The following is a 22,663-nucleotide window of genomic DNA, read 5'->3' as shown; positions in this document are numbered from 1 at the left end:
GACCCTGACGCCGAGAATGCGGCGCATCCGGGTCGTCGATCTCGAAGTAACCCAACGCCTCGGCCAAAGTCCGAATCCGCTCGCGCTGGAATCGGGTACGAGGCTGCAGCGCACCGGTTTCCGGACGCAGTGCCCGACCGACGATCTTGCGGCTCAATCCGGTGATCCGGACCAGCTCGTCATAGCGAAGGTCCCGCGGTCGCCCGGTACGGGCTTGCGCTGGTTGATCGGGGCTTTCCGAAGTCGCGGGGGTTCCGGCTTCCGGCGCGACGGCAGTGTCGACAAGCGGCTTGTCGGCAGAACCGTCGATCCGGCTTGCTTCGGACTGTTGCGCGGCGACCGGCCCTGCCTGCATCCACGTCTGCACCTGCACCGCGGCGGCACGCAAGGTGCGACGCACATGCTCAGGGGAAACCATCATTTCGGCTGCGATGGCCTCCAGCGTCTGCTCCTGTTCGAACCAGCGCCGGAACACTTCGCGGGATACTTCGGGCAGCCGCTTGGCGTGATCACGCAGCTGCCAGACGGTGTCTGCGGACCAATAACCTTGCTGCACTTCCACCATGGCCCGCCGGGCCGGGCCAGGTTCCACTGCGCCGGACAACCACCCCGACAACATCGTTGTCGCCCCACTGACGATCCGCCAGACATTGCTTACCGGTGTGCCCGTGGCCTCGGCGATCTCCGCGACTGATTGCCGGTAGAAGAACCAGCGGATGAAGTCTTCCCGCTGCCGGGTGCCGAGCTGGGCCACGTAGGCCCACAACAAAAGTCGCGTCTCGCCATCGAGCTGGGCCACATGCAGAGGCCCGAGACCAGACCGGAATTCCTCGTTGCCCTCAATCGGACCCAGCAGGGCCGCTTCCGGGATCGGATACTTGCGGGTAGGAACATGCCCAGGCGGGGTTGCGGCTTCTTCCGCCGCGACACGGACATTGTGGAATTTCCGCGGCAGCGGCGGCTGCGCCTTCCGCAACGCCGCCACCACGGCCGGATTGGTCGCTGCCCACTGGCCGGGACGTATCACCACCGCTGCCACCGCGGCAGGCGTCGGATGCTCGAGTATGAAGTCTCGGAAGGAGATCCACTCCCCCTTCCACTTCACCTTCACCATGCCGTCGAGATGCCGCGCCGGCATGGCATGCCCCCATTCCGGGGTCGCCTGATCCGCTTCGGAGTGCACGAAGACTGCGGTCACCGCCGCATCCGTATTGGTGGCCACGAAGTTGTAGATCTCCGCAAAGGAATTCAGGCCGGGCCGATGCCAGTCCTTCCCGACCACGACGGGAATATCTTTCAGCAACACCCCATCCATACCGGCACGGAAATCCACCAACCCGGCGGGCGGGCGCTCTCCGACCGCCGCCCAACACTCCAGGGCAGCCTCAGCGACACAATTGTGAATCGACTCGTCCACCGGCTCTGACAACGCGGCCTGCAGCTGCCGGTCCACCTCGTGATTGTCCGATTCCGGCTGCGGCTGCTCGTATGGCGCAGTCTCCGGTTGTTCGGGGCTTGCACTACGGTGGCCCCACTTCGCCATCAGCGCGGTAGCCCTGGCCCGCAGGTCGTGTGACCTGGTGTGCATAGTCCGGAAGTACTCGTACCACCTACCGGTTCGCGGCTCGTCGATCGCAGCCGCAGCATCGATCAGGTCTGAAAGCGGTGGTTCCGCCGTCGGAGTAGGCAAGTCCGCTTCGGCGGTTCGACCTACCGATTCCGGCTCCGACCAGAAGAACCCGTCCGGGACCTCGGGATCCGGGTCCACCAGAAATGCCCGGTGCCCGACAGCATAGTGATTGAATTCGGTGTCCACCGCGTCGACTTCGACGGGACGCAATCTGCCGAGTTCCGAAGTCAAATATCCGAAAACCACCGGCCGATTGGTTGCCGCACCGCCCGAGTGGTCGTCGATGACGATAGCCAGCTTTCGCCCCCGCTCGGCGGCGATACTTCCAGCCCATCCGGTGAACTTCCGATAGAAATCTGCTACGGAGACATGGTTTATGTAGTTCTCCCGCGGGTTTAATCCCCGGATCAACAGAATCGGATCGCCGGTACTGCTGGTCGTTTCGATGAGCAGAGCAGCGCCGACCAAGGAGGCTCGGGCCGGATCGTTCGGGTTCCGAACCATGATCACACCCGTCATATTGGACATGGCCTCGGCCACCGAGTCGTATTCCCCCGCCCAGCAGGCATCGGCGATATGTCCAGTCAGTTCCAGCAGCGGTCCCCGGGTCGGCACGAACTGGATGGGAGTGGTGTCGCCGGACACGCCGATATTCTGGGTACGCACTATGGCGGCTTCCAGGGCCTGGACACTGGTCATCCGGCGGAATGCCTGCGCGCTCTTCCGGTGTGAGAAATATTGCGCGAACACTTCCTGATTGGTGATGTGTTCCACGAATTCGTGGACCGCGCTGACATCGTCCAGCCTGGGTTCCCCGGTGGACAGCGTGCGCATCTCGTCGATCCATTCAGGGTGTTTCGACATGGCCCAGGCGAAACAGATCGCCCGGATATGGTCGTGCAGCTGACCGAAACCGGACAAGGTCAGGAAATTTCGCTCGAAGTCCGCGAACGAGCGCAACGACGACGCGGTTTTTCCGTCTCGGTCGGTAGACGGAGCAAGCGCCTGCAGCGTCTCGAGTCGAGCGGCCATACTGCTGCGGCCTCGCTCGCTCAGCACCACACCGTTGGTCTGCGTGCCGGTCTCCAGACAATGTTGCAGGGTGGCGATATGCGCTTGGATACTGTCCTCGAGCTTGCCGAGCAGAGCGGTGAACGGCCGTCGCTCGACCTGCAGAGCCGAGGATGCCTGGCGCAGATTCTCGGCCAACTTGTGGTACCTGTCCAACAAATCCACGGTCCATTGCGAACCCGAAATCTCTTCCCGGGAGTGCAGTTCGGCGATCTCGAGGACGACACTCGGCCGGTACTTCGCAGGCATGGCGGCAATGCGCTGCTGCGCCAACGCGTCTGTGTGCTGGGTGAGCACTTCGCGCAACGATTCGATCCCATGCCCACCCCATCGGGCTTCGTCATAGCGGGTGAGGTCCGCGAGAATTCGGGCCAGGTAATCCGACGACTGCAGCTTCGCCAAATTATCCGGCGAGATTCTCGCGTTACGCACTTCGGCCACGAAGGATTGTGCGATTATTTTTAGTTGCCGAATTCCCGCGGCACCAGAATTCCGCACGCCGAGAACGGCCGGTTCCCCGTCGTGGATGCTCCCCTGCAGCACCTTTCGCACCACTTGGACCAATTCCGATGTAACCCGGTCGTCGAATTCTAGTGCCACCCGAAGAACCGGCGGTCGTTGCTCCTTCGGCAGCTGCGCCACTTCTTCGATAAATCGAGCGAAATGTTGACCGTACGCAAAATCGAGATAGAGGGACTCCAGTTCCTCGTTTATCGCACCGGGGGGCAGCGCCGCGATTACATGTAGCCGACGACGAAGGTCGTCGAAATCGGCCGGATCGGATCTCGCTATCTTTCTGGCGACCAGTTTGGCCAGCGAGCCATACGGCGGGAGCAGCCGTAGATCGTCGGCCACCCCTGGCCGCCGCATGAATTCCACCAGCGCACCCAGGCGATTACGTACGGCTTGACGTTCACCCGCTCCGACTTCGGTCAACTCGAATTCAATCAGCTCCCAACCGGGCGCGAGAATCGCATCCTCGAACCAGGGCTGCGCGACCAATGTGAGATAGAAATCCCGCTTTTCCAGCACCTCGCCCAAGCGCGGGTTCGCATCAACGGCATACACCACGGCGGTGAGCTCGGAAGCGTCGACGACATTGGCCGTGGTCCGGAAGTAATCGAGTATTACGGCTTGTTCTCCGGATGATCTGTGACCCAACCCCACGACTACTCGTTCGATGGAGTCCGCAGACATCGCGAGCCGAGATCCCAAGCGGCGCAATTCACTCTCGGCGTCCTCGGCCATGGTGATCGATTCCGGCTCGTACAGCGAGAGCAAGTCGGGCAGGCTGTCGACGACATCCGCACGCAACTCACCGGCTGCCGCGGCGGCGACCAAGTGGTGGCGAGACATCCAGCGGAACTGCGAATCGTCGTAATCCTCGGCAACCGAAGGCGCCCGGCCCAGCATGTTCACGGCGATGAACTTGTGCCCCCCCGGCCCACCGTCGACATGGGTACCCGCCAGCCGCAGCGACCGGAAAAAGCCTGGACTGACCCCGGTCCCGCTGCTGCTCGGCGCGCCACCGGGCAGTCGCCATTCCCCGTGTGGCTGCCCGGGCTCGGTGTTGATCACCAAGAACCGCTCGAAGCCGGAGGAAGTGAAATGTCGCACCAGCACCTGTGCCGGCGGCAGGTGACTCATATCCGCCTGGACAGCATCGGGTGCGCGGGGTCCCCGGCCCGGGTCCCGCGGGTCCCGGCCGAACATCCGATCCAACGGCAGCGGCGGCTGCGGCGGCAGATCCGGATCGCGCGGAATATCCACGAACCCTTCGCCATTGGCGGCCACTGCCCACACGCTGGTCGGGGTGGGACGCCCCGGCTCGGCCACCCACTCGTCGAAGGACACTTCCCGCCGTTGCTCGCCCCTGCCGACCAACACGACCACGTCACCGTCCCCCTTGTGCAACACCGGCACCGCGTGGCCTACGCCCTTTTTGTCGTACACCTCGAACATCACCCCCACCGTCCCCGGCGGGAGCTGGGCCATCCCTTGTTTCACCTCGTCCCGGTTCGCGAACCCCGGCGGCCGGCAGTCGTACAGCGCTTCGGTGATCTGCCCGCCGGACACCCCGGCCAACCCGACCACCGCCAGCTTGGTCCGATCCACCAAGGTTCCCCGCGGCACTCCCCACAATTCTTGCAACACGGCTTCGAAGGTTTCGAAAGATACTGGGACACAGTCGTTTTTCTGATATTCGAGCAGTGCCCGTCCGGGCCGGGAATACGGATCGGTGGCGGCGATGGTTTCCACCGCCGAGGTCAGCCAAACGCCGATGTCCCGCATCGGCCGAGAGCCGGGCAGCTCGCGCTGCATCCACGACCGCACCCGGTCGACGATGCGGACTACCGCGGCCGGATCGCCGGTTTTCGCCAGCGCCCGATCGAAGACGTCTCCCCAGAAGGCCTCCCACAATCGGTCCAGCGCCGCCCGGTCCCCACCGCGGGCCGCCTCGACCCAGGTCGGCACCTCCGATTGGGCGCTGCCCAAGTACCGGAAACCGAGCTGGTCGGCCGCGGCGAGAATGCGGGCCCGGGTCGCGGCGGACGCTCTCACCGGCGCATCACGCAGCACCTTCGAGGCGACCGAGCGAGACACTCCCGCCTGTGCGGCGACAGCATTGATATCTGCCGGGGACCGTCGCGGCGTGGCCTCGTTCTGGGAAACAGCTCCCGAGACTTCGACTTCTGCCATTTCCGAGGAAATCGCGGTCTGGATGACCTCGCGTGCCTGTGTCGCTGCTTCGGTGACCAGCGCGCGCAGCCGCGCCTTGATGCGGTCGAGCAACCGCGCTATCTCGGCCCGATCGGTCGTGGTGGCAACTACCTGTGCGAATGCGGCACTCCAGGCATGGCCCCACAGCCGATCGAAAGCAGCCTCGTTGCCCTCGGCTGCCTGCTGGGCCCAGTACGCGATCTCGTTTTCCGCCGGTTCGACAGCCTGTTTGGGCACCAGCTTGCGCCGCTGCGGGTCGGTGTCGGTCACCGAACCGACTGGCAGATCGGCGAGGGAAGCGGAAGAACGCAGCTGCCGAATCCAGTTGAACTGTATTCGAATATATCCGCCGAGCCACTCCTCGATCGTTCTCGTGCGGGGGCGAATAGTGCCGTGCGCGTTGCGGAGAACCTCCTCGGTAAGCCGGTGCGCCATCGCGATCAGCTCCTGATCCTGATGCGATGCCGGGCTCGTGGGCCGTCCGCCCAGTTCTTGCAGAATCTGCCGGAAGACCCAGTTACCGTGGGTAATCGAATAGTCGGGATCCGGCTCCGGCTCCGGCTCGACGATCTTCGGGAGCGAATGGACCACCCGATCGATTTCGGCTCGGACTATCCTGTTGAACTGATCCTCGTCCAGCCCGGCTTCGGGAATCGGCTGCTGCGCGGCCGACCGGAATATTTCTTCGGTGATACTCCTTCCCACCGACAGCACCGACATGTCTTGTGGCCACATTCGCTGGTCGCGTAAGTTATCCAGTCTCCGCAATACCTGAACGAGGACCCGTTGCACTTCGCCGATGCGGAAGTTGAACTGTTCCGGCCGTTCCCGGAGTTCCGTGAGCAAGTCAGCCAGCGGGATCCGCTGCAAATCCCCGGGAACAGGCTGCTGTTCGTCGATCCCCGCATCCAATACTGCTTGAACACGGCTTATTTCGGCATCTGCCAGACGGTCGAACCACTCGATGAAGGGTTCCCCTTCGGGACGCTGCTGTGCCACTGCGGCTCGGAGAATCTCCACGGTTGTCCGGCGAGCCAAATCAAACACATGATGGTTGCGCAGCAGCGCCGGTATGTCGGACGGCTCACCGAATGCCTCCAGCACTCGACGCAAAACAAGCCGCACCGGGCGCGGTTGCATCCCCAGGTTCTTCGGTGGTTCGTCGCCGAACTGCGCCAGCAAGTGTTCCAGTCGTGAACCGAGCTCGTCAGCATCGGCCGCGGACCGCACCCCGGCAACAGGGTGCGGCGCATTCGGGTTGGCGGTCCAATACCCCAGTTCCTCGGCTGCTGCCATCACATTCGCAATGACCTCCTGCGAGGAATGGGAATGCTGTCCCCGCAGAATCCGGCTCGCCGTCGCTGGGCTCACCCCGGCCCGCTGGGCAACCTGTGCTTGCGTCACCCGCTTCTTACGCCCGGGTTCCGACGGTGGCCGCCCCTCGAGGGCACCGTACGCGTCGAGGATTCGTCGTCGGAACTCCTGCGCTGATATCGGTCGAGCGTCGCCGGAGAAGTCCGGGCCGGGTTCGGGGTGGTGGGCACCTGGGCCGGAGGTCCGGCCGACCCGGAAGTCGTCATCCGGGTCGAGGAACCTGTCCTCACCGCTTTCGTCCGGAATACCGTCTTCGATCGGACGCAGATTCTGATCCAGGAATACCACTGCCATTCCCGGGCCACCCGGTGAGTCATGCTCCGGTGCAGTGAATTCCGTGTCGATCACGCCCAACCCAGGATTCCGCATTCCGGCCTGCTCACCGCCGGTCAGCCACCAGCGGGCGTGTCCGAGGTCGCCGTGCTCACCACGATCGAAAATGACCGCTGCCCGGGCATTCCCACGTTCCATCCGGGCCGCGACATCGGCGAGACCGGTCACATGCTGCGCCTGCACCAGGGGGCCGTCCCCGGCGAGCCCCTGCACCATCCGGCTGACATACACTCCGCCCAGACTCACCGGGCTGATTTCCCAGATGTCGTCCCGCCCGCCCTCGGCCGCCGCCACAGCGGCGATATCGGCCAATACCGCTCGGCCGCATTGGTTCAGGTGGTGGAAGCGGACCAGACCCTGTGCGACGTAGGAGTCCGCGCCGTCGGAGTGCTCGGCCCGGACATCGCCGAGATGGGGAGCTCCCAGATATGGGCGACCGAGCAGGTCGGCGATCACCTTTATTCGGCTGACTCCCGCCGGGGAAAGCAGCTCTGCTTGCGGCCCGAGTGCGCGGGACACCGTAGCCTCGTCCACATCGGCCGCCAGCGCCACCTCGGACCGCATCACCGTCCGGCGGGTCCTGCTCTGGGTGGCCTGGAACTCCGCGAAGGACTCCGGGGACAGCCGTTCCCGGAGCATGGTTGCCACCGCGACAGCGATTCGCGCGTGGGCACCAGCTTCGAAAGCAGCGGGTTCGATCCTGGCCAGGCAGCTGCGCAAGGCCGCCATATCGCCGCGCCGGGCCCACCGGATCAGTTGGAGCGCTTCGGTCCATTGCACCGAACTGGGTGGTGGGGACTGATCACGGGTGATCGCACCGGATCGGAACCAGCGCAATTGGCGCTCGATTATCGAGGCAATCCAGCCGTCGACGTCCTCATCCGGCCGAACTTCGCCGTGCACCATGGTCGAAAGGATCTCGTCGGCGAACCGCTCGACCAGCTTTGAATCACCGACTTCGCCGGCCAATCGTCCGACGAGCGAGCCGCGGAACGTTGTCTCGAGTTCGGCCAGGAACCGAGCATCCCGGCGAGCCTTCGCCGCCAGGTCGGCCACCACGATTCCCTGATTCTCGGAAAGCTGCTCGTCAATTTTCTGACTCGCGGAAAGCTGCTCATCGATGTCTCGTTCGAGATCCCGTTCCCCCACTTCGCGAATGGCCTCATCCAGGATCCTTCGCACCCGGCTCGCAACCTGGTCATCGGCACGATGCCTCGGATCCGATTCTGCTACCGGAGTTCCCCCACCATCCGCGCCGGTGATGGCACGAACTCGGGCTGCCAATCCCCGTTGCCAACCGCTGTCATCGAACTCCGCTACCGACCCATCGGTGTCGAGATCACCCAGAATCTCCCGGACCGCAGCGGCGATCTCCGCATCGGTACGCCCAGGCACCACCGACTCGGTTGCACCCGCCGCCGTCGAATCCGCCGCCGCCCGCACCAGTGCAATGACTACCTGCTGCCAATCCCCTTGCACTGTATCGAGATCCCCACCGACACCGAGCTCGGCCAGAATCTCCCGCACCCCAGCCGCGATCTCGGCATCCGAACGTGCCGCCTGGACCGGATCCGTGGCCTCCTGCGATGCGCGCGCGGTCCGCACCAGCTTCCGCACGGACTGCTGCCAGTCCCCGACCTCGGCGTCGAGCACCGGTCCGGTGTCGCCGAGTGCGTTCACACTAGTCCTCAACCGGGCCAGCTCCGACTGGTCTCGGCCGGAACTGGATTCGACATCCTCCGAAGCGGCCGGCGGGTCATCCTGGCGAGCGCCCACACGGGGGACGGCTGGGCCGCGGTGGCGTTGGATTTCGGGATCGAACTCCGCCAGGGCCACCCCGTGTTCGTCGCGACCGGCGACGTGGATTTCGGCGGAACCGATCCACTGGCCGGTCGCCCACTTGCGGGCCTTGCGGCCGCGCAGTAATCCGCCGTGGGCGTTGTCGAAGACGACGAGCTCGCCTACCTCGACCTTGGTCCAGCCGCGTACCGATCTCGGGAGCCTGTTCAGCAACTCGGCGAACTGTTTGTCCACCTTCGCCACGATGAAGACGTGGCCCATCCCCCTGGCGCCGGGGAGCTCGGCCGCGGCTTGCGGGGCGATACCACCGATCAGCGCGCCGCCGCGGTTGCGCGCGTGGGTGAACATCTTGTCCAGCCCGGCGTTCCCGGCGCTGAACGGGCCTTGGTCCCAGCCGATGTTCACACCCTTGACGAAATCGACCTTGCCCATCCCGGACAGGGCGATTTTCGGGTCGCGGACGTTCGCCGGGTTCATCTGGGTCGCGAGTTCGCCGCCGATGGCGTTGTGGAAGAACCACTGCACCAACGGTCCACAGTTGAACGGGCCGATCTTGGTGCTCTCGGACGGGTGACCGTCGACATCGGCCCACTGCGCGACGCCATCGCCGACCCCGGCGGGAGCCGCGCCGCGACGGGTGCGAGTGTCGGGTGCTAGTTCCGGTGCGGTCGGGACGGCCGCCGCTGCCTCGGGGGCGGGTTCGGCGAGTTGGGCCAGTATCGCTTCGTGCCAACCGGTTTGACCTTGTACCGCGAATCCCGCTGCCATGGACCGGATTCGGGTGAGCAGGCGCGCTCGCTGCACGTTGTTCAGGCTGGCGGGCAGCAAGCCGGTGGGGATCGGTTCCGACTCGGCTCGGGACTGCTCTTCCTGTTCGGCAACCTCCACTGCGGCAACCGCGGCCAGGTTCACCCGGCCACGGCGCAGGGCGCGGGCTACCTTGTCTGCCATGCCGCGTTCGGTGCGGGCGGTCAGGTCGGGGAACATCCACGACACGGCGTTGCCCGCATCGATGTGGCCGGAATCCCAGTTCCCGTTATAGGCCAGCTCGATTCGGTTGGTGTCGTAGTTGCGGCACATCTGGACTTCGATGACGACCCCGCCGATTTCGATCTCCCGCGAATGCAAGGCGTATCGACGCGGGTACTCGTCCCGCCACCGGGGGCGCGGCTGGTCTTCCGAGGCAAGCATCCGACGCACGACCCCGCGCGCGGTGGTCTCGTCGATTTCCGTGTCGTCCTCGGCGAAGCGCTGCTTCAGCTCCTCGAAGGTGGTCGAGGAGTCGAACCCGCCAAGGCTCTGCATCCAGGTGTCGAATCCGATCGGTCCTACCAGACGTGGTTGCTCGCCGCTGCGCAGCTCGGCGAACGCCGCCAGCAACCGGGCTCCGAGCTCGGCGTTGTTCGGGCGGTACCCCTGGCGATCGTGGCGAACGATTTCGACCGCGTTGTCCCGCAGGTTCGGGCGGAGCGTCACATGGGAAACCTCATACGGCGACCCCGGGGCCCGGGAACCGGCGTATTGCGGGTGCGCGGTAATGAACTCATCCCAGGCCCGTCCGTGCCGGTTGACCATGGCGACGACGACCAGCGTGGGCTTTTCGCCTTCCCGGAGCGGGGCAGCGAGCTGGACGTGGTCGGTCAGCCAAGGACCGTCCGGGTATTTCCGGTAGGGATGGTCGTGGTGGCGTCGGGATACCTCGTCGTCGAGTACGGTTCGGGCCTCGTCCCGTTCGGCGACCAGCTCGGTCAGTCGAACGATGTTCGCTGCGCGTTGCAGCAGAGCGGTTCGTTGCCGGTCCGCTTCCTGGAACCGCCGCGCCAATACCCGCATCGGGTCGTCTTCGGCGAAATCGCCCGGGTCGCCGAGGAGGTCCAAGGGCAGGCCCGCCAACTGCTCCGGGGACACTCCCACCATCGCGGCCAAGGCACGCCAGTCCGTGTCCAGCTCTTGCCGCACATCACGCAGGGAGGGCGAATCCGGGTGCACCCAGTAGTAGTCCAGGCCCAGCGGATCGGCCAATTCCTTGATCGCATCGCGCAACTCGTCGATCCGGCGGTCCATCACCTCGAAGTCGAGGACTGCCGGTCCCCGGTCGAACGGCGCCTCCCGCGGCGGGCGCGGCTCGATGGGCTCCGGTTCGGGTTCTTGTCGCAGTTCGCGCAGCTGCTGCTGGACCTGTGTCAACCGGGTCAGCTCCGCCTGCGTACGCCGCAGCCTGAAGCGGGAGTTCTCCTGCACCCTAGGCAGAATGATCAGATCCAATTGCGCCGGATCCACCCCAGCCCGGACGGCCATTCGGTCGAGCTGTCCTTCGACGAATTCCGTTTCCCGGACGACCTTTTCCTGGTTTTCCAGGGAAATCCGGTGTCGCCGCAGCAGCTCGTCGCGTTCGCGTTCCAGCTTCCCGACCGGATCGACGCCATCGACGTTCGTAGAGGTTACGTTCGGCTGGGTGACGACTGCTGATGCCCAGCCCTGCTCGGTCCACTGCGCGACGCGACCGCGCAGCTCGGAGTCGGCGTGCACCACCACGGCCGTCTGGGTCGCCTGGTCGAGCTTCGCCAGCTCGGCTTGCTGCCAACTGCCCCAACCGGCCAGGGTCGAGGCCGGGCCGAGGGCGTCTAGCTGCTCACGCAGATCATCGAGCTGCGACCAGGACATGTCCGCGACGTCGAGCTCGATGACCACCCCGTGTGCGGTGGTTTCGATGCGCAGGTGTTCCAGCAGCGGTCCGAGCAGTTCCATCAAGACCGTGCGGTCCAGATTCACGAACCTGCCGTGATCATCCGGGTCGTATCCGGTGGAGTACTGGACCGGTTCCGTCTCGTTCGGCTGATAGCACAGTTCCCGGGCCGTTTGCCGAAGCTGTTCCGCTGTTTCGGTATCACCGGTCCGCAATGCCTGCGCATGCGCAATCGCCAGCTCAGTCAGCCGGTCCCGGACCTCGCCAGGCATCCGATGCAGCGGGACCTTGGCCGCGGTGAAGACGAAACCGGTCGCGGGTGCAGCATTGTCCATTGCGAACTGCTGCTCGGTGATCCGGGCACCGTCTCGACCGAAGGCGATCACCCGGCCCCGGACATTGGCCAACACACCGATCTCGGGGTCGGAGTCATCGGACAACACGATGAACGCACCCGAACCCAAAGCGTGCACTATCCGGCGCATCTGCTCGATACCGCCGACGAATGCGCGTGGTAGCGCATTGAGCCCGGCTGACGTTTCGAAGTCCGGGGTGAGGTCGGAACCGCCGGTGGCATTCAGCGGCTGGATGTCCGGATCACCGGTCAGCACCGCAGCCATCCGCACCGCCGCCGAACCGTGCAGCAGGGCTTCGGAGTTCGCATCGGATGCCGGTTCCGGCAAGGCTGCGATCCCGGCCGCGAGCTCGCGATCCAATTCTCGGATCTGCTGGGCCACGACGTCCATTTCGCGTGCCGCCCGGACCAATTCCGGCACCTGCTCATCGATCGGATCGGGCGGGGGCGGCAACATGGGTCGCCTGACCACTTGGCGAGGCGGAATCGGCATCAGCGCCAGCTGATCCATCTGCTGCCGACTCAGTTCATCCGGATCCATGTCGAGTTGATGTGCATGCCAACGTAATTCCTCGGTCCGGGCAAGATGCTCGGCAATCAGTGACAACCGCCGCACGGCCAGTTCCTGCAGCCTGCCCAGCTCCTCGTCGGCCCGACCATCCTGTTGGTCGGCAACCGCGGCAAGCAGTCGCGCGAATTCCGTGCTGCGCTGAGCCGACTGGTCGGCGTCGAACAGGTCGAGCAGATCCCAGCTCTCGTCGAGCCGGTGCACCGGACGCTTGTACGCGTCGAAGAAGGCGCCCTCCAAAATACGGGTGAAACCGAACCCACCATCGCCGGGCACAAACCGTTTGACCGTGCCGGTGCTGCGCTCGATCCGGAAGATGGTTCCGCCGATATTGGTCAGCACAAACCGCCGTTTGGCACGACCTTCGGTATCCGACACCAGCACAACGGAACCCGGGCCCAACCGTTCCAGCTCCCGCACGAGGTAGCTGTGCGTCGGGTAGCGCACCATCCGCGCCCGCACGCTGTCGGTCAGGTCGTCGGGAGACTTACCGAAGTCATCTCGATCCGGCCGATCCACCCACTCCGGGCCGACCAAGTCGTAGAGCGTCTGCACCGCTGCCACCAGGTCCCGGTACTGCGTGAACGGGTCGAGCAGGACGACCCGCGGCCACGCCCCGGCGACTTCCAGCTGATGCCGCAGCTCCTGGTCGGCAGCCTTCAGCCGGTCGCGGGCTGCTTCGAATTCCGACAGTCGTTCCTGCAGCTCGCGCTCCAGCTGCTCACGCTGGTCAGTGGTCGGTGCCTCGCGCCCCGGGGCAGGCAACGAGCCTTCCGACCTGTCACGGCCCTGGTCGAGCATCCACCTAGCCGACTCATCGGCATCGAAGTCGATACCGAGTTCTCCGGCCAACTCTTTGGCTCGTTCAGCTCGGTGCCGGAATTCCATCAGTGCAGCGGTGTGTTCTCGACCAGCTTCGACCGCCTTGGCATGCACCTGTTCGGCGGCATCCAGCTGCCGCAACCGGTTTCGGTCCCGCACCGACTGGGCCTGCGGATCGGTCGGCAGTGTTGCCCGCTCCTCGCGGAGCACTCTCCGGAAAATATCGGCTGTGAACTGGGCCCGGGCCAGCATCCCTATCCGCTGCGGGGAGTGCGGAGCACCACCGAAGTCACCTATATCAGGCAGCCACTCCGACTCGGAGTCATCGGAGTGCCCGCCGATACTTCGCCCAATCCGGGTAAGTGGCTTGTCCTGGCCCGCTTCGCCGTTGCCTGCGGTGAATTCCGTCGGGGCGCCGGTTTCCGGGTCGATCGGGTTGTTCTCGGCGTCCAGGAAGACCACGAACACGCGGTTCGCGTTCGAGTTTTGCGTGCCCGGCTGGAAGTCGGTTTCGGTTGCCTTCGGCTGCGGCTGTTCCAGGTCCGCAGCAGTCGCCTTGGGTCGGGTCAGGGTGCGTTGCTTGATGGTCGACTGTGCCACGGAACCCTGGTTGACCAGCTGGTACATGTGCGAACCGACGGTGTTCGGGTCGGCGCCTTCGGTGGCGTATTCCTCGACGACATAGGCCTTGGCGCCCGGCGGCAATCCACCCAGGCGGGCGGCGACCTGGTCCACAGTGCGGAACCCGGACCAGATGCCCTGGGTGCCGAGGCTGAATTCGTCGTCGCTCAGGCCGGCCAGCTGGGAGCTGCGGATCGAGCCCGGGTCCACGCCCAGGTCCAGCAGGAAGTTCTCCGCGCAGTCCGCGACCTCGCCTTCCAGGGATTGTCCGACCTCAGCCCGGAAACGGCGCGGGGCACGATAATCCGCTAGTCCCTGCGGCTCGGCCGGGACCGGGTCCGGAACGATCGACAGGTGGCCGCGCACCCCGGTGTGGTCGGATTCATGCGGCAGGTCGGGGCGCACCTGCTCCAGGTCGTAGCGCCGACGCACCTGCGCCCAGTTGTACGCCTCGATCTGAGCAGAACGCAGGTCCTCGGTCGGGTTGTCCAGCAACACCACCGCGGGTTGCGCGAAGGCGCCGTCGACCAGGATGTCCAGGGACTCCTGTGCCACCAGGGTCATCGCCTCGGCGTTGGTGCGACCAGGGCTGCGCCGGCGCATCACGATCCGGTCCGCGGTGTCGACATCGCCGAGGACGATGATCGGGTCGGCCAACCGCAGCAGGTGCACCGGCGGATGTCCGGGCAACTGCGCGGCCTGGGCCTCGGCAGCCTTCAGCAGCTCCAGTTCCCGGGTGATGTCCCGGCCCTGCGCTCGGCGCCAGGCGACTTCGTTGCGGTTCAGGCGGTTTCGCCACCGCCCGGGGAGCTCTTCGATGCCGTAGGCGGCGTAGACCATGCCGCCGCGGACCAACCGCCATCGCTGCTCGGCGCTCAGGGAGTCGAAGAACTCGGCGACGCTGTCGAACTCCTCGGCGCGGGCCCACAATGCCGTGGCCTGTTCCCGCTCGGCGTCGGTGGCCGGGCTCGGCAGCGCAGGCCGCTGGCGCACCAGTGCGGTGTCGTGCAGCAGTTCCCGATCGATCTCGTCCAGGGCCTCGGCGACCTGCACGGCTTCTTCCGCATCCGGGTGCATCCGGTGCAGCGCCAACAGTTTTCGGGTGTTCATGCGCAAGTCGTCTTCGAACCGAGACTTATCCCGATCCAGGGCGCGGAACAGGGTTTCCACCTGCTCCGGCGTGAGTGGGGCTGCGGGCCAGGCCCCGCCGAACAGCCGCGCTATCCGGATTTCCCCGAGCCCTTCCCGGACCTGCTGGTCGAGGTTGCTGATCCCGATGCGCACCAGATCCGGCCAATAACCCATCGCGCCCATGGTTGCGGTGGACAGGTCCAGCGGCTGGCTTTCCCGATCGATGGCTTCGAGCACGGCGGTCAACTGCCTGCTCAAGGCCATCCGGCGGGCTGCCTGTCGATCCAGGTGCGCGGCCAGCGCTGCGAGCCGGCGAGCTTCGACCTCGCCGGGCTCCGTGCCCAGCGCGGTTTCCAGCTCCGCGAGGTTCGCCAGGATGGCCTCGCCGTCGGCGAGTTCTCGTTCGGCCGAGATCTGCCGGTCCAGCTCCTCGATTTGTTGACCGAAGCCGATCTTCTTGTCCCGCAGGAAACTTTCCTGATGGCCCGACCAGGTGGCGACCAGCTCGGAAATCTGCACCGCGGACGGGTTTTCCGGGACGTCTCGATCTTCCCTGCGGAGTAGTGCCACCACCTCGGCCCGCTCGGCCCGCAGGGTCGCCAACCATTGCACGCGTGGCGCGTTCAGGTGACTGAACGCCGGGAGCAATTCCAGGTTCCGCTCGATCAGCGCCGTGCGCAGCTGCTCCAGCGTCGGCGACAACACCTGCGCTCCGGCAGTGCTCTCGCCTGGCAGGTCGGGCACTGCCTGTAGCCAAGACGGGCGTCCACGGCCGGTGCCGGTGATGTCGGAGGTCAACCGCGGGGTGCCCTCCGGCGGTTGCTCGATCGAGTCGTTCGGCTCTTTGGGGATCTTGCCCGCGTCGCGGTCGGGGATGACCTCGCCGGATTCATCGAGTCGGTAGACCCGGGTGTGTGCGACCACGCCTTCGGCATGCTCGGGGAGGAATTCACCGAGCACCTCACCGGTGAGGCGATCGATGCGCAACAGTACAGCCTTGTGGTGGTGGACCACGAAATAGGCGTGCGCAATGGGGTCGCCGTTGTCGTCGAGCTCGGTGAGCGTGTCCACCACCAGCATGCCGCTACCGGGCTTGGCGCCGAGCAGGCTGCTCGCGATCTCAGCGTGCCCCGCGACCCCCACGCCGATCGCGCCGGAGCGGGTGCCCATCAGCCAAGACAGGGCCGCGGGTCCGACGCCGGTCTCACCCACCGTGTCCTGCGGCAGTTTCAGCGCCCGCTGCTTGCCACGGGTTCGGTGGTAGTAGTCGTTGATCGCCTGCATCGTCAATGGCACGCATTGGCCGTTGAACTCCGGGTTCGGTGCCGGTGTTGCCGGTGGCAGGTTCTTCCGTCGGTGGTCCAGGATGCGGGCCACCGCCGCGTCAGCTGCATTGTGGATGCGGGCCGATCCGGCTTCGTCGGCGGCCTGGACATCATCGGCTGCGACATTGTGCACCAGAGTGGCATCGGTGAGCGCTTCGAGTTCCGCTGCACCAATCCCCAACTGGGCCAGATGGTCCCAGGTCTGATCGGGGTTGCTCGCCCACCCGCGCACAACTGCCGCGACATCACCCTCGGTCCGCTGTTGCGCAGGCAGCGCGGCCAAGGCGGTTTCCACCGCCCGGGTGAGCTCCGCATGGGCCTGGTCCCGTTCGGACTCGCGGGCGATCCGGGCCAACCCTTCATCGACGATGGTGCGAGGCTCGGCGGTGCCGTCCCCGGCCGCGGGCACCGGTTCGGTGCGGTCGCCAACGAATCCTTGCCCCAGGCCGGTCAAGTCGATGTTGGTCGGGTCAACCGGGCCGAACTGGAATACCTCGATCGGTCTCGGCTCGACCACCAGGTCGGCGACCCGGTCCAGCAGCTCGGAAACCCGCCGTTGCTGGGCCTCGATCTGCAGGTTGTGGTCACGGAATTGGCCGATCCGGGCGGTGCGATCGTCCTCGGTGAGCTCACCGCGGTCGCGCCGCTGCTGGTACCGCTCGGTGGCCGCGTCGCGCTCGCGGCGCAGCTCCTGCAACCTGGACACCTCGTCGGCGAGCGCATCCCGGTGGGTGCGCAGGGTCCGCAACTGTTCTTCGGCCTGCTTCCGGTCCATTTGGAGCTTCAGGCGCCTCAGGTAGAAAAGCCCACCGGTCCGAACCTGCTCGGACAGTTCCCGGCACCGGGTGTCCGCGGCGGCGAGGCCATTTTCCAAGTCTTGCAACGCGGGCAACCAGTCGATGTCCGGACCGTCGAGCCGGAATCGGATCGCCGCCAACAACTGATCCAGGTCCACCAGATCCATCACCCGGGAACCGATCGGATGGGACAGGCCCAGCTCGTCCTGTAGTTCGCGGGCCCGCTCCGGGGTCAGCTCTTGCGGGGTGGTGCCATCGTTCAGTCCCTCGGCCACCTGCAGTGCTTCCACCGCACGCAGGTCGATCAACTCACCTTCCCGCTCGCGGGTGACCTCGTCCGGTGCCACGTTGAAGTCCGGGCCGTATTCGGCCAGCGCACGTTCGGCTTCGGCTGCCCTCGACTGCAGGGCGGCCAGTTCGGTCCCCAACCCTTCCAGAGGCTGGTCCGCTGTCGCCGGTTCGATCGAGGACGCATTCTCAGGGCTCGGCGATCCGCCGACGAGCTTGCCCAGTGACCCACCGACAAATCCCTTGCCGAGCACGCCACCGGCCGCGCCGCTAGCCGCGGAATCGAGGGTGTCCCGGAACGAGCCCCAGTCCGGCCGCTGAATGAGCCGGGTGAATGCCGCGACGACCCGGGTCATCCGCTCCTCGAGCTCGACTTCGCCCTGGCGGATCTTCGCCTGCAACTGCTGCACGGTCTGCCGCAACGAGCGGAGTTCGGCGTCGTCCGCGTCCGGGCGAGCCAGCAGTTCCGCGAACTCCTCGATCCGAGCGGCCAATACCCGCCGGTCTTCGCGCAACTGACGCACCCGCGCATCGAGCACCGTCTGGTGCTCACGCAGAGTCGAGTTTCGTTGTTGCAGCAGCTCGAGCTCCGACTGGACCGAGTGGACTTCGGGATGCTGCTGAGCCCGCAGGAACCCCAGCTGCCGCGACGCCTTCCGCTCCCGGCTGTCCCCGAGCACCAGCTCCTGTTGCAGTTGGGTGAGGGGAATGATCCAGCTTCGATCCGGAGCCGCCAATTGACGTACAGCGGACAGCAGTTCATCGAGCTCGTCCAGCTCCGCGAGCAACTCGGTGTGCTCCGCGGGCACCGAAGTGTCCACCAGATCCTGGGTCAATGCGGCCCACCGGGAGGTAAGTTGTCGCAGCGCTTCAGCATAGGAGCCACCCGGGCGCACTCCGAACCGTTCGCCCAACTCCTCGACGACCGGCAGGCAGTTCCGGTTGATGTTCCGCGCTTCCCGCTGCAACGTGACCAACTCGATGCCCAGCCCGGTCAGGTGGCGCTGCGAATTCGGGTTTGGCAGCGGTGTCGCGATGGCGCGCAAGCGGGTGGTCAGTTCCCGATCCGGATCGATCACCGCATCGGAACCGAGAGTTCTGTCCAGCGTGTCCAGGAATCGGCGGGCCAGTTCGGTCAGCTCCCGAACCTGGTTGCGTAAATCGGGGGTCAGCCCACCGCCCGCATACTGCCGGGTCAACTCCGCTTCCAGCTTGTCCAACAACAGAATTCGAGCCTGGACCCGGTCCATTCCGACGATCAGCGGCAACAACCCCGATTCGGGATTCCCTGTCGCAATCAGGTCCCTCCGGGTCGGCGAACCGAATGCCAAATCGCTGCGGTGGAATCCGTTTTCGCCCATCAATCGGGCGTAGAAACCCTCCAGCCGATTCTCAGCCCGGCGTCGCACCTCGGCCAGCGCCGGGGTCAACCGGCCGTCCACCGACTCGTTCGGATCCGGCTCGGTGACCTTGCTGAACTGCTTCGACTCCGGAATCGACAGTTGCGGACCGAAAACCTCGGATTCCAGCGGGGCACGCAGCAACGCATCGGTGCGCAACAACGCCGCACGGAATTCCGTGTGATTCTCGAGCAGAGCAGCCAGCAGCATCTCCCGCATGCCGAGGGCGAATCCGAAGGCCAGTCCGCTTTCGATCCGCTGCGTCGTCTCCCGGATCGCCCGAGCGAGTCGGTTCAGTTCGGTACGGTGCGCTCGCAACACCGCCGACTTCCGGTGCAATCTCGCCAACCGCTCGAGGGCTCGCGGATCATGGTCCCCGGGAGACGCCAGCCTGCGGGACAGCGCCCGGGCATCGTAATCAGCGGCGAGCAATACCGCTTCCAATGTGGCGGTGATCCGGAGGGTGTCGATCTCGAATTGCGTGTTACGCCCCAGCTCGATGAACACTCGGTCCAGCGCCCGCAACTCAGGGAGAATTTCCTCGATCCGCGGGTCCGTGAAACCACGACGGCGGTAGTCCCGCTCGAATAGGGCCACCCGGTCCGGGGTCAGGTCCTGCCACCTGACCACATCGACCTCGCCATCGAGCAGACCGAAGAGCTGCTCGGCCAACACATCACGGCGGCTACGCATCCGCATCAGGTGGGCGAAATCGGGATGACGGTCCGGGCCCACGTCGAACCGGGCACCGTCTACCCGCAAGATCTGCTGGTGCTGGTCCCACTGCTCGGCGGCCTGCAGTTTCACCGCCGCCAGGTACGCACCCAAACCGATGCTGCTGTCCCCGACCGGTTCCGCCGCCGGGCGTTCCAGCATCACATCGAGCAGACCGGCCTGCACCCGGTCGGCCACCGCCCGGTGCAGATGCTTTCGTTCCTCGGCCGCGTCGATCAGGGCGATCAGATTCCGCAGATACTGCGCCTGGCGGACCTTGTCCTCCGGCAACTTCTGCGGCAAGACGTGATCCAGGGTCGCCGGATCCACCTCGCCCAGCGGCTGCAACAGACGCGCCAGCCGGCGACGGATCATCGCTTCCCCGATCGCATCGGGTCGCTCCTGCCCGGCACGCCACCGGAACTCCGCCAATCCATGCATCTGCTCGACAACCAGTTCCGGCGCGGGAATCCCGGCCGACTCCCGGGCGGTCACACTGAGGGCGGCAGTCTGATTCGCCAAGTTCAGGAATTCAGCGCCCGATCGCTGCTCGGTGAACGTGCGGGACAGTTCGGTTTCCAGCACATCCAACTGCCGCATCTGCTCCCGCAGCTGATCCAACTCGGCCAGCGCGGCGAGATTGTCGCGGGCCTTATCGAGCAGTTGTAGCTGGATTACCAGCTCCTCGGATTTGACCGGCAGCTCCTCGATGTCCGCCAACTCCTGCACCAACCGGGCCTCGTCGGCCAAAGTTCCCGGGGGCAGCCCACGCTCATATTCCAAGGCGGGGATATGCACATCCAGGACCTGCTTCAGCTCGCGCCGATCCGCAGACCCGGGGCGCATGCCTTCTTCAGTGAACCCGTTGTGCAGCAACAAATCCGCTTGGATCTGCTCCAACCGCTGCTGCGCGGTCCAACGCCAACGCACCAGCGAGGCAGGCAGTTTCCCGTCGATCGGATGGTCCGCGGGTTCCGGCGGCGCGCCCCACAGCGGCAGCCGCTCGGTGTTCTGGCCCGGCAACTCCAGGACATCCCCTGGTTGCAGCCGTCGCTGCGGCTGCTTGTCGGCGCCGAATTCCATGCCCAGGATCAACTCGGTGGCTTCCGGGTCTGGCTTGTGTTCCCACTTGTCGAATTCGACCAATTGCACCAGATTTTCCCGGCGCTCGAACACCCAGAGCTTTTCCTTTTTGCGGAACAGCAGGAACTGGTGGCCGGCGCGGTGGTTCTTCCACTTCACGACACCGAAGGTGGCACCGCCCTCCGGGACGGCGTCCGCCATCTTTTGCAGCGAACCGAAAACCTTCGGCTTGCTCTGCAGGGCCCGGGCCATGGCATCCAGGTGGACACCGCGTTGGACCACTTCCGGGCCGAACTCCGGCAGTTCGCTCCAGTCGACATGGATATCGAGTTTGTCGAACCCGAATTGGGTACTGTCCAGCGCACAGTTTCCGCTGTCGTCGAGGATCAGGCGGCGGAACGGGGAGAGCTGGCCGTCCAGGTCGATATCGGTCAGGCCCGCAGTGGTGTCGGTATTCGTCTGCTCGGCCATGTGGTTCGAATCCGGGAAGAGTTTGTTGATCCGCCGCTTGCCGGGGTCGACGAAGAGGACTTCTTTCAAGCCCGGTATGGACGGGCCTTCCCGCAGCATCGCCTTGACTTGATGTTCGGTCACCGAGGTCCGCGACAGGTTCAGGATGACCCGGTCGACCCGTTGCTTCTTCACCACCTTGCGGTAGATGCCGTCGACAATCGCACCGACCTCGTCCTGGGTCGGCGAGTAGACGCCGAAGCGCCTGCCTTCCACCGTGAAACCTGACGAATCCGGTTCATGCACCACCGAATATCCGCGGATCGCCAGCAATTTCCCGACCTTTTGCTCCCAGTCGGAGGACGGCTTGCCTTCGGCGATGGCGCCGCGGTTGAACTCACCGGAAGGCGTGGTCGGCTCCAACGCCGCCCGCGCGGCGGCCAACCTGGCAGCCTGCTCGCGGTCGGCTTGGCTTGCCTGGGCCGGAACGTCGAAGTCGAACAGGTGCCGGTACCGGTTCAGCAGTGGGCTCTGCAACGCCTCGGCCAATACCGTGGTGCCGTCGCCGTATTGGGCGAACCGCACCCGGGGTTCGGGTAGCCGGCTGTTGGATTCAGCTTGCATCCGGCGCAGCTCCAGCACCCCGATCAGCTGTTGCACCAGCTGGTCGGTGTTGCCGCGGAACACCAGGTCGGCGTGGGTCACGTCCAGCTGCGGGGCACGACGGTGCTGTTCGATGACCCATTGCAACGCCTGGTGCAGCGCGTGCTCCGGCTTGGCCGGGGCATCGGTTCGGGCGAACACATGCACGGTGATCTGCTCGGCGGTGGCCGGCTGTGCGAACAGTACCGCGGTGGCATTGTCCGCGTACTGGCCCAGATCCAGGTTCAGTACCGTGACCGCGCCGGTGTTGTGATCGACCAACCTGGGCAGGGCCCGCTTGGCCCGGTTCAATGCCTCGCTCATGGCGACCGCCCCTTGAGCGAGGCGCCATTGGCGCATGACGAGCTCATACTCGGTCGGGTCCAGCTGCAACCGGTTTTCGGTCAGTGCCAGCACCGTGGGGGCGAGCCGCGCCTTTTCTTCGATTTGCGAGCGCATCAAATACACATTGGCGCTGTCCCGAAGCCAGAAATCGGCCCCGATCATCTGCGCGAGTGTGCCTGCGTTGTCCTGCACCAGCGAACGCTGCAAGGCATTGAGCTGCTCGCGATCCCGGGCGATCGGTTCCACACCGACGGCAGGCGGTTCCACTCCGATGAGCCGGTTCAATTCCAATGCCACCAGTCGCACGGCATTGATCTGCCCTGGCACAAACTCCTGACCGACCTGTGAGTCCGGTTCCGCGGCGGCCAGCAAGGCGATAGTCTGCAGCCGTTCGCTCAGTTTCGTCCACTGATCGAAGTTCAGTTCCGCAGCACTCGGTTCGGCAAAGGAATAGTTCGCCAGGATGTTCCAGTCCGCATCGGTCTGCGCGTAACCCAGCTCGTCCCA

General features: G+C 65.4%; 1 protein-coding gene (running past both ends of the window). It reads right to left on the bottom strand.

The whole window is internal to a LacI family DNA-binding transcriptional regulator gene (locus AB0H00_RS04000; RefSeq protein WP_357260489.1) on the bottom strand: the coding sequence, 82,911 nt in all, runs 8,114 nt past the left edge and 52,134 nt past the right edge, and what appears here is coding positions 52,135-74,797 — codons 17,379 (complete) to 24,933 (partial); the first complete codon in reading order (the gene reads right to left) occupies nucleotides 22,661-22,663. The start codon and the stop codon both lie outside this window.

This window comes from Nocardia sp. NPDC023852 (assembly GCF_040639505.1).
GTDB lineage: Bacteria > Actinomycetota > Actinomycetes > Mycobacteriales > Mycobacteriaceae > Nocardia.
This window is presented reverse-complemented; position numbering and strand designations above follow the sequence as displayed.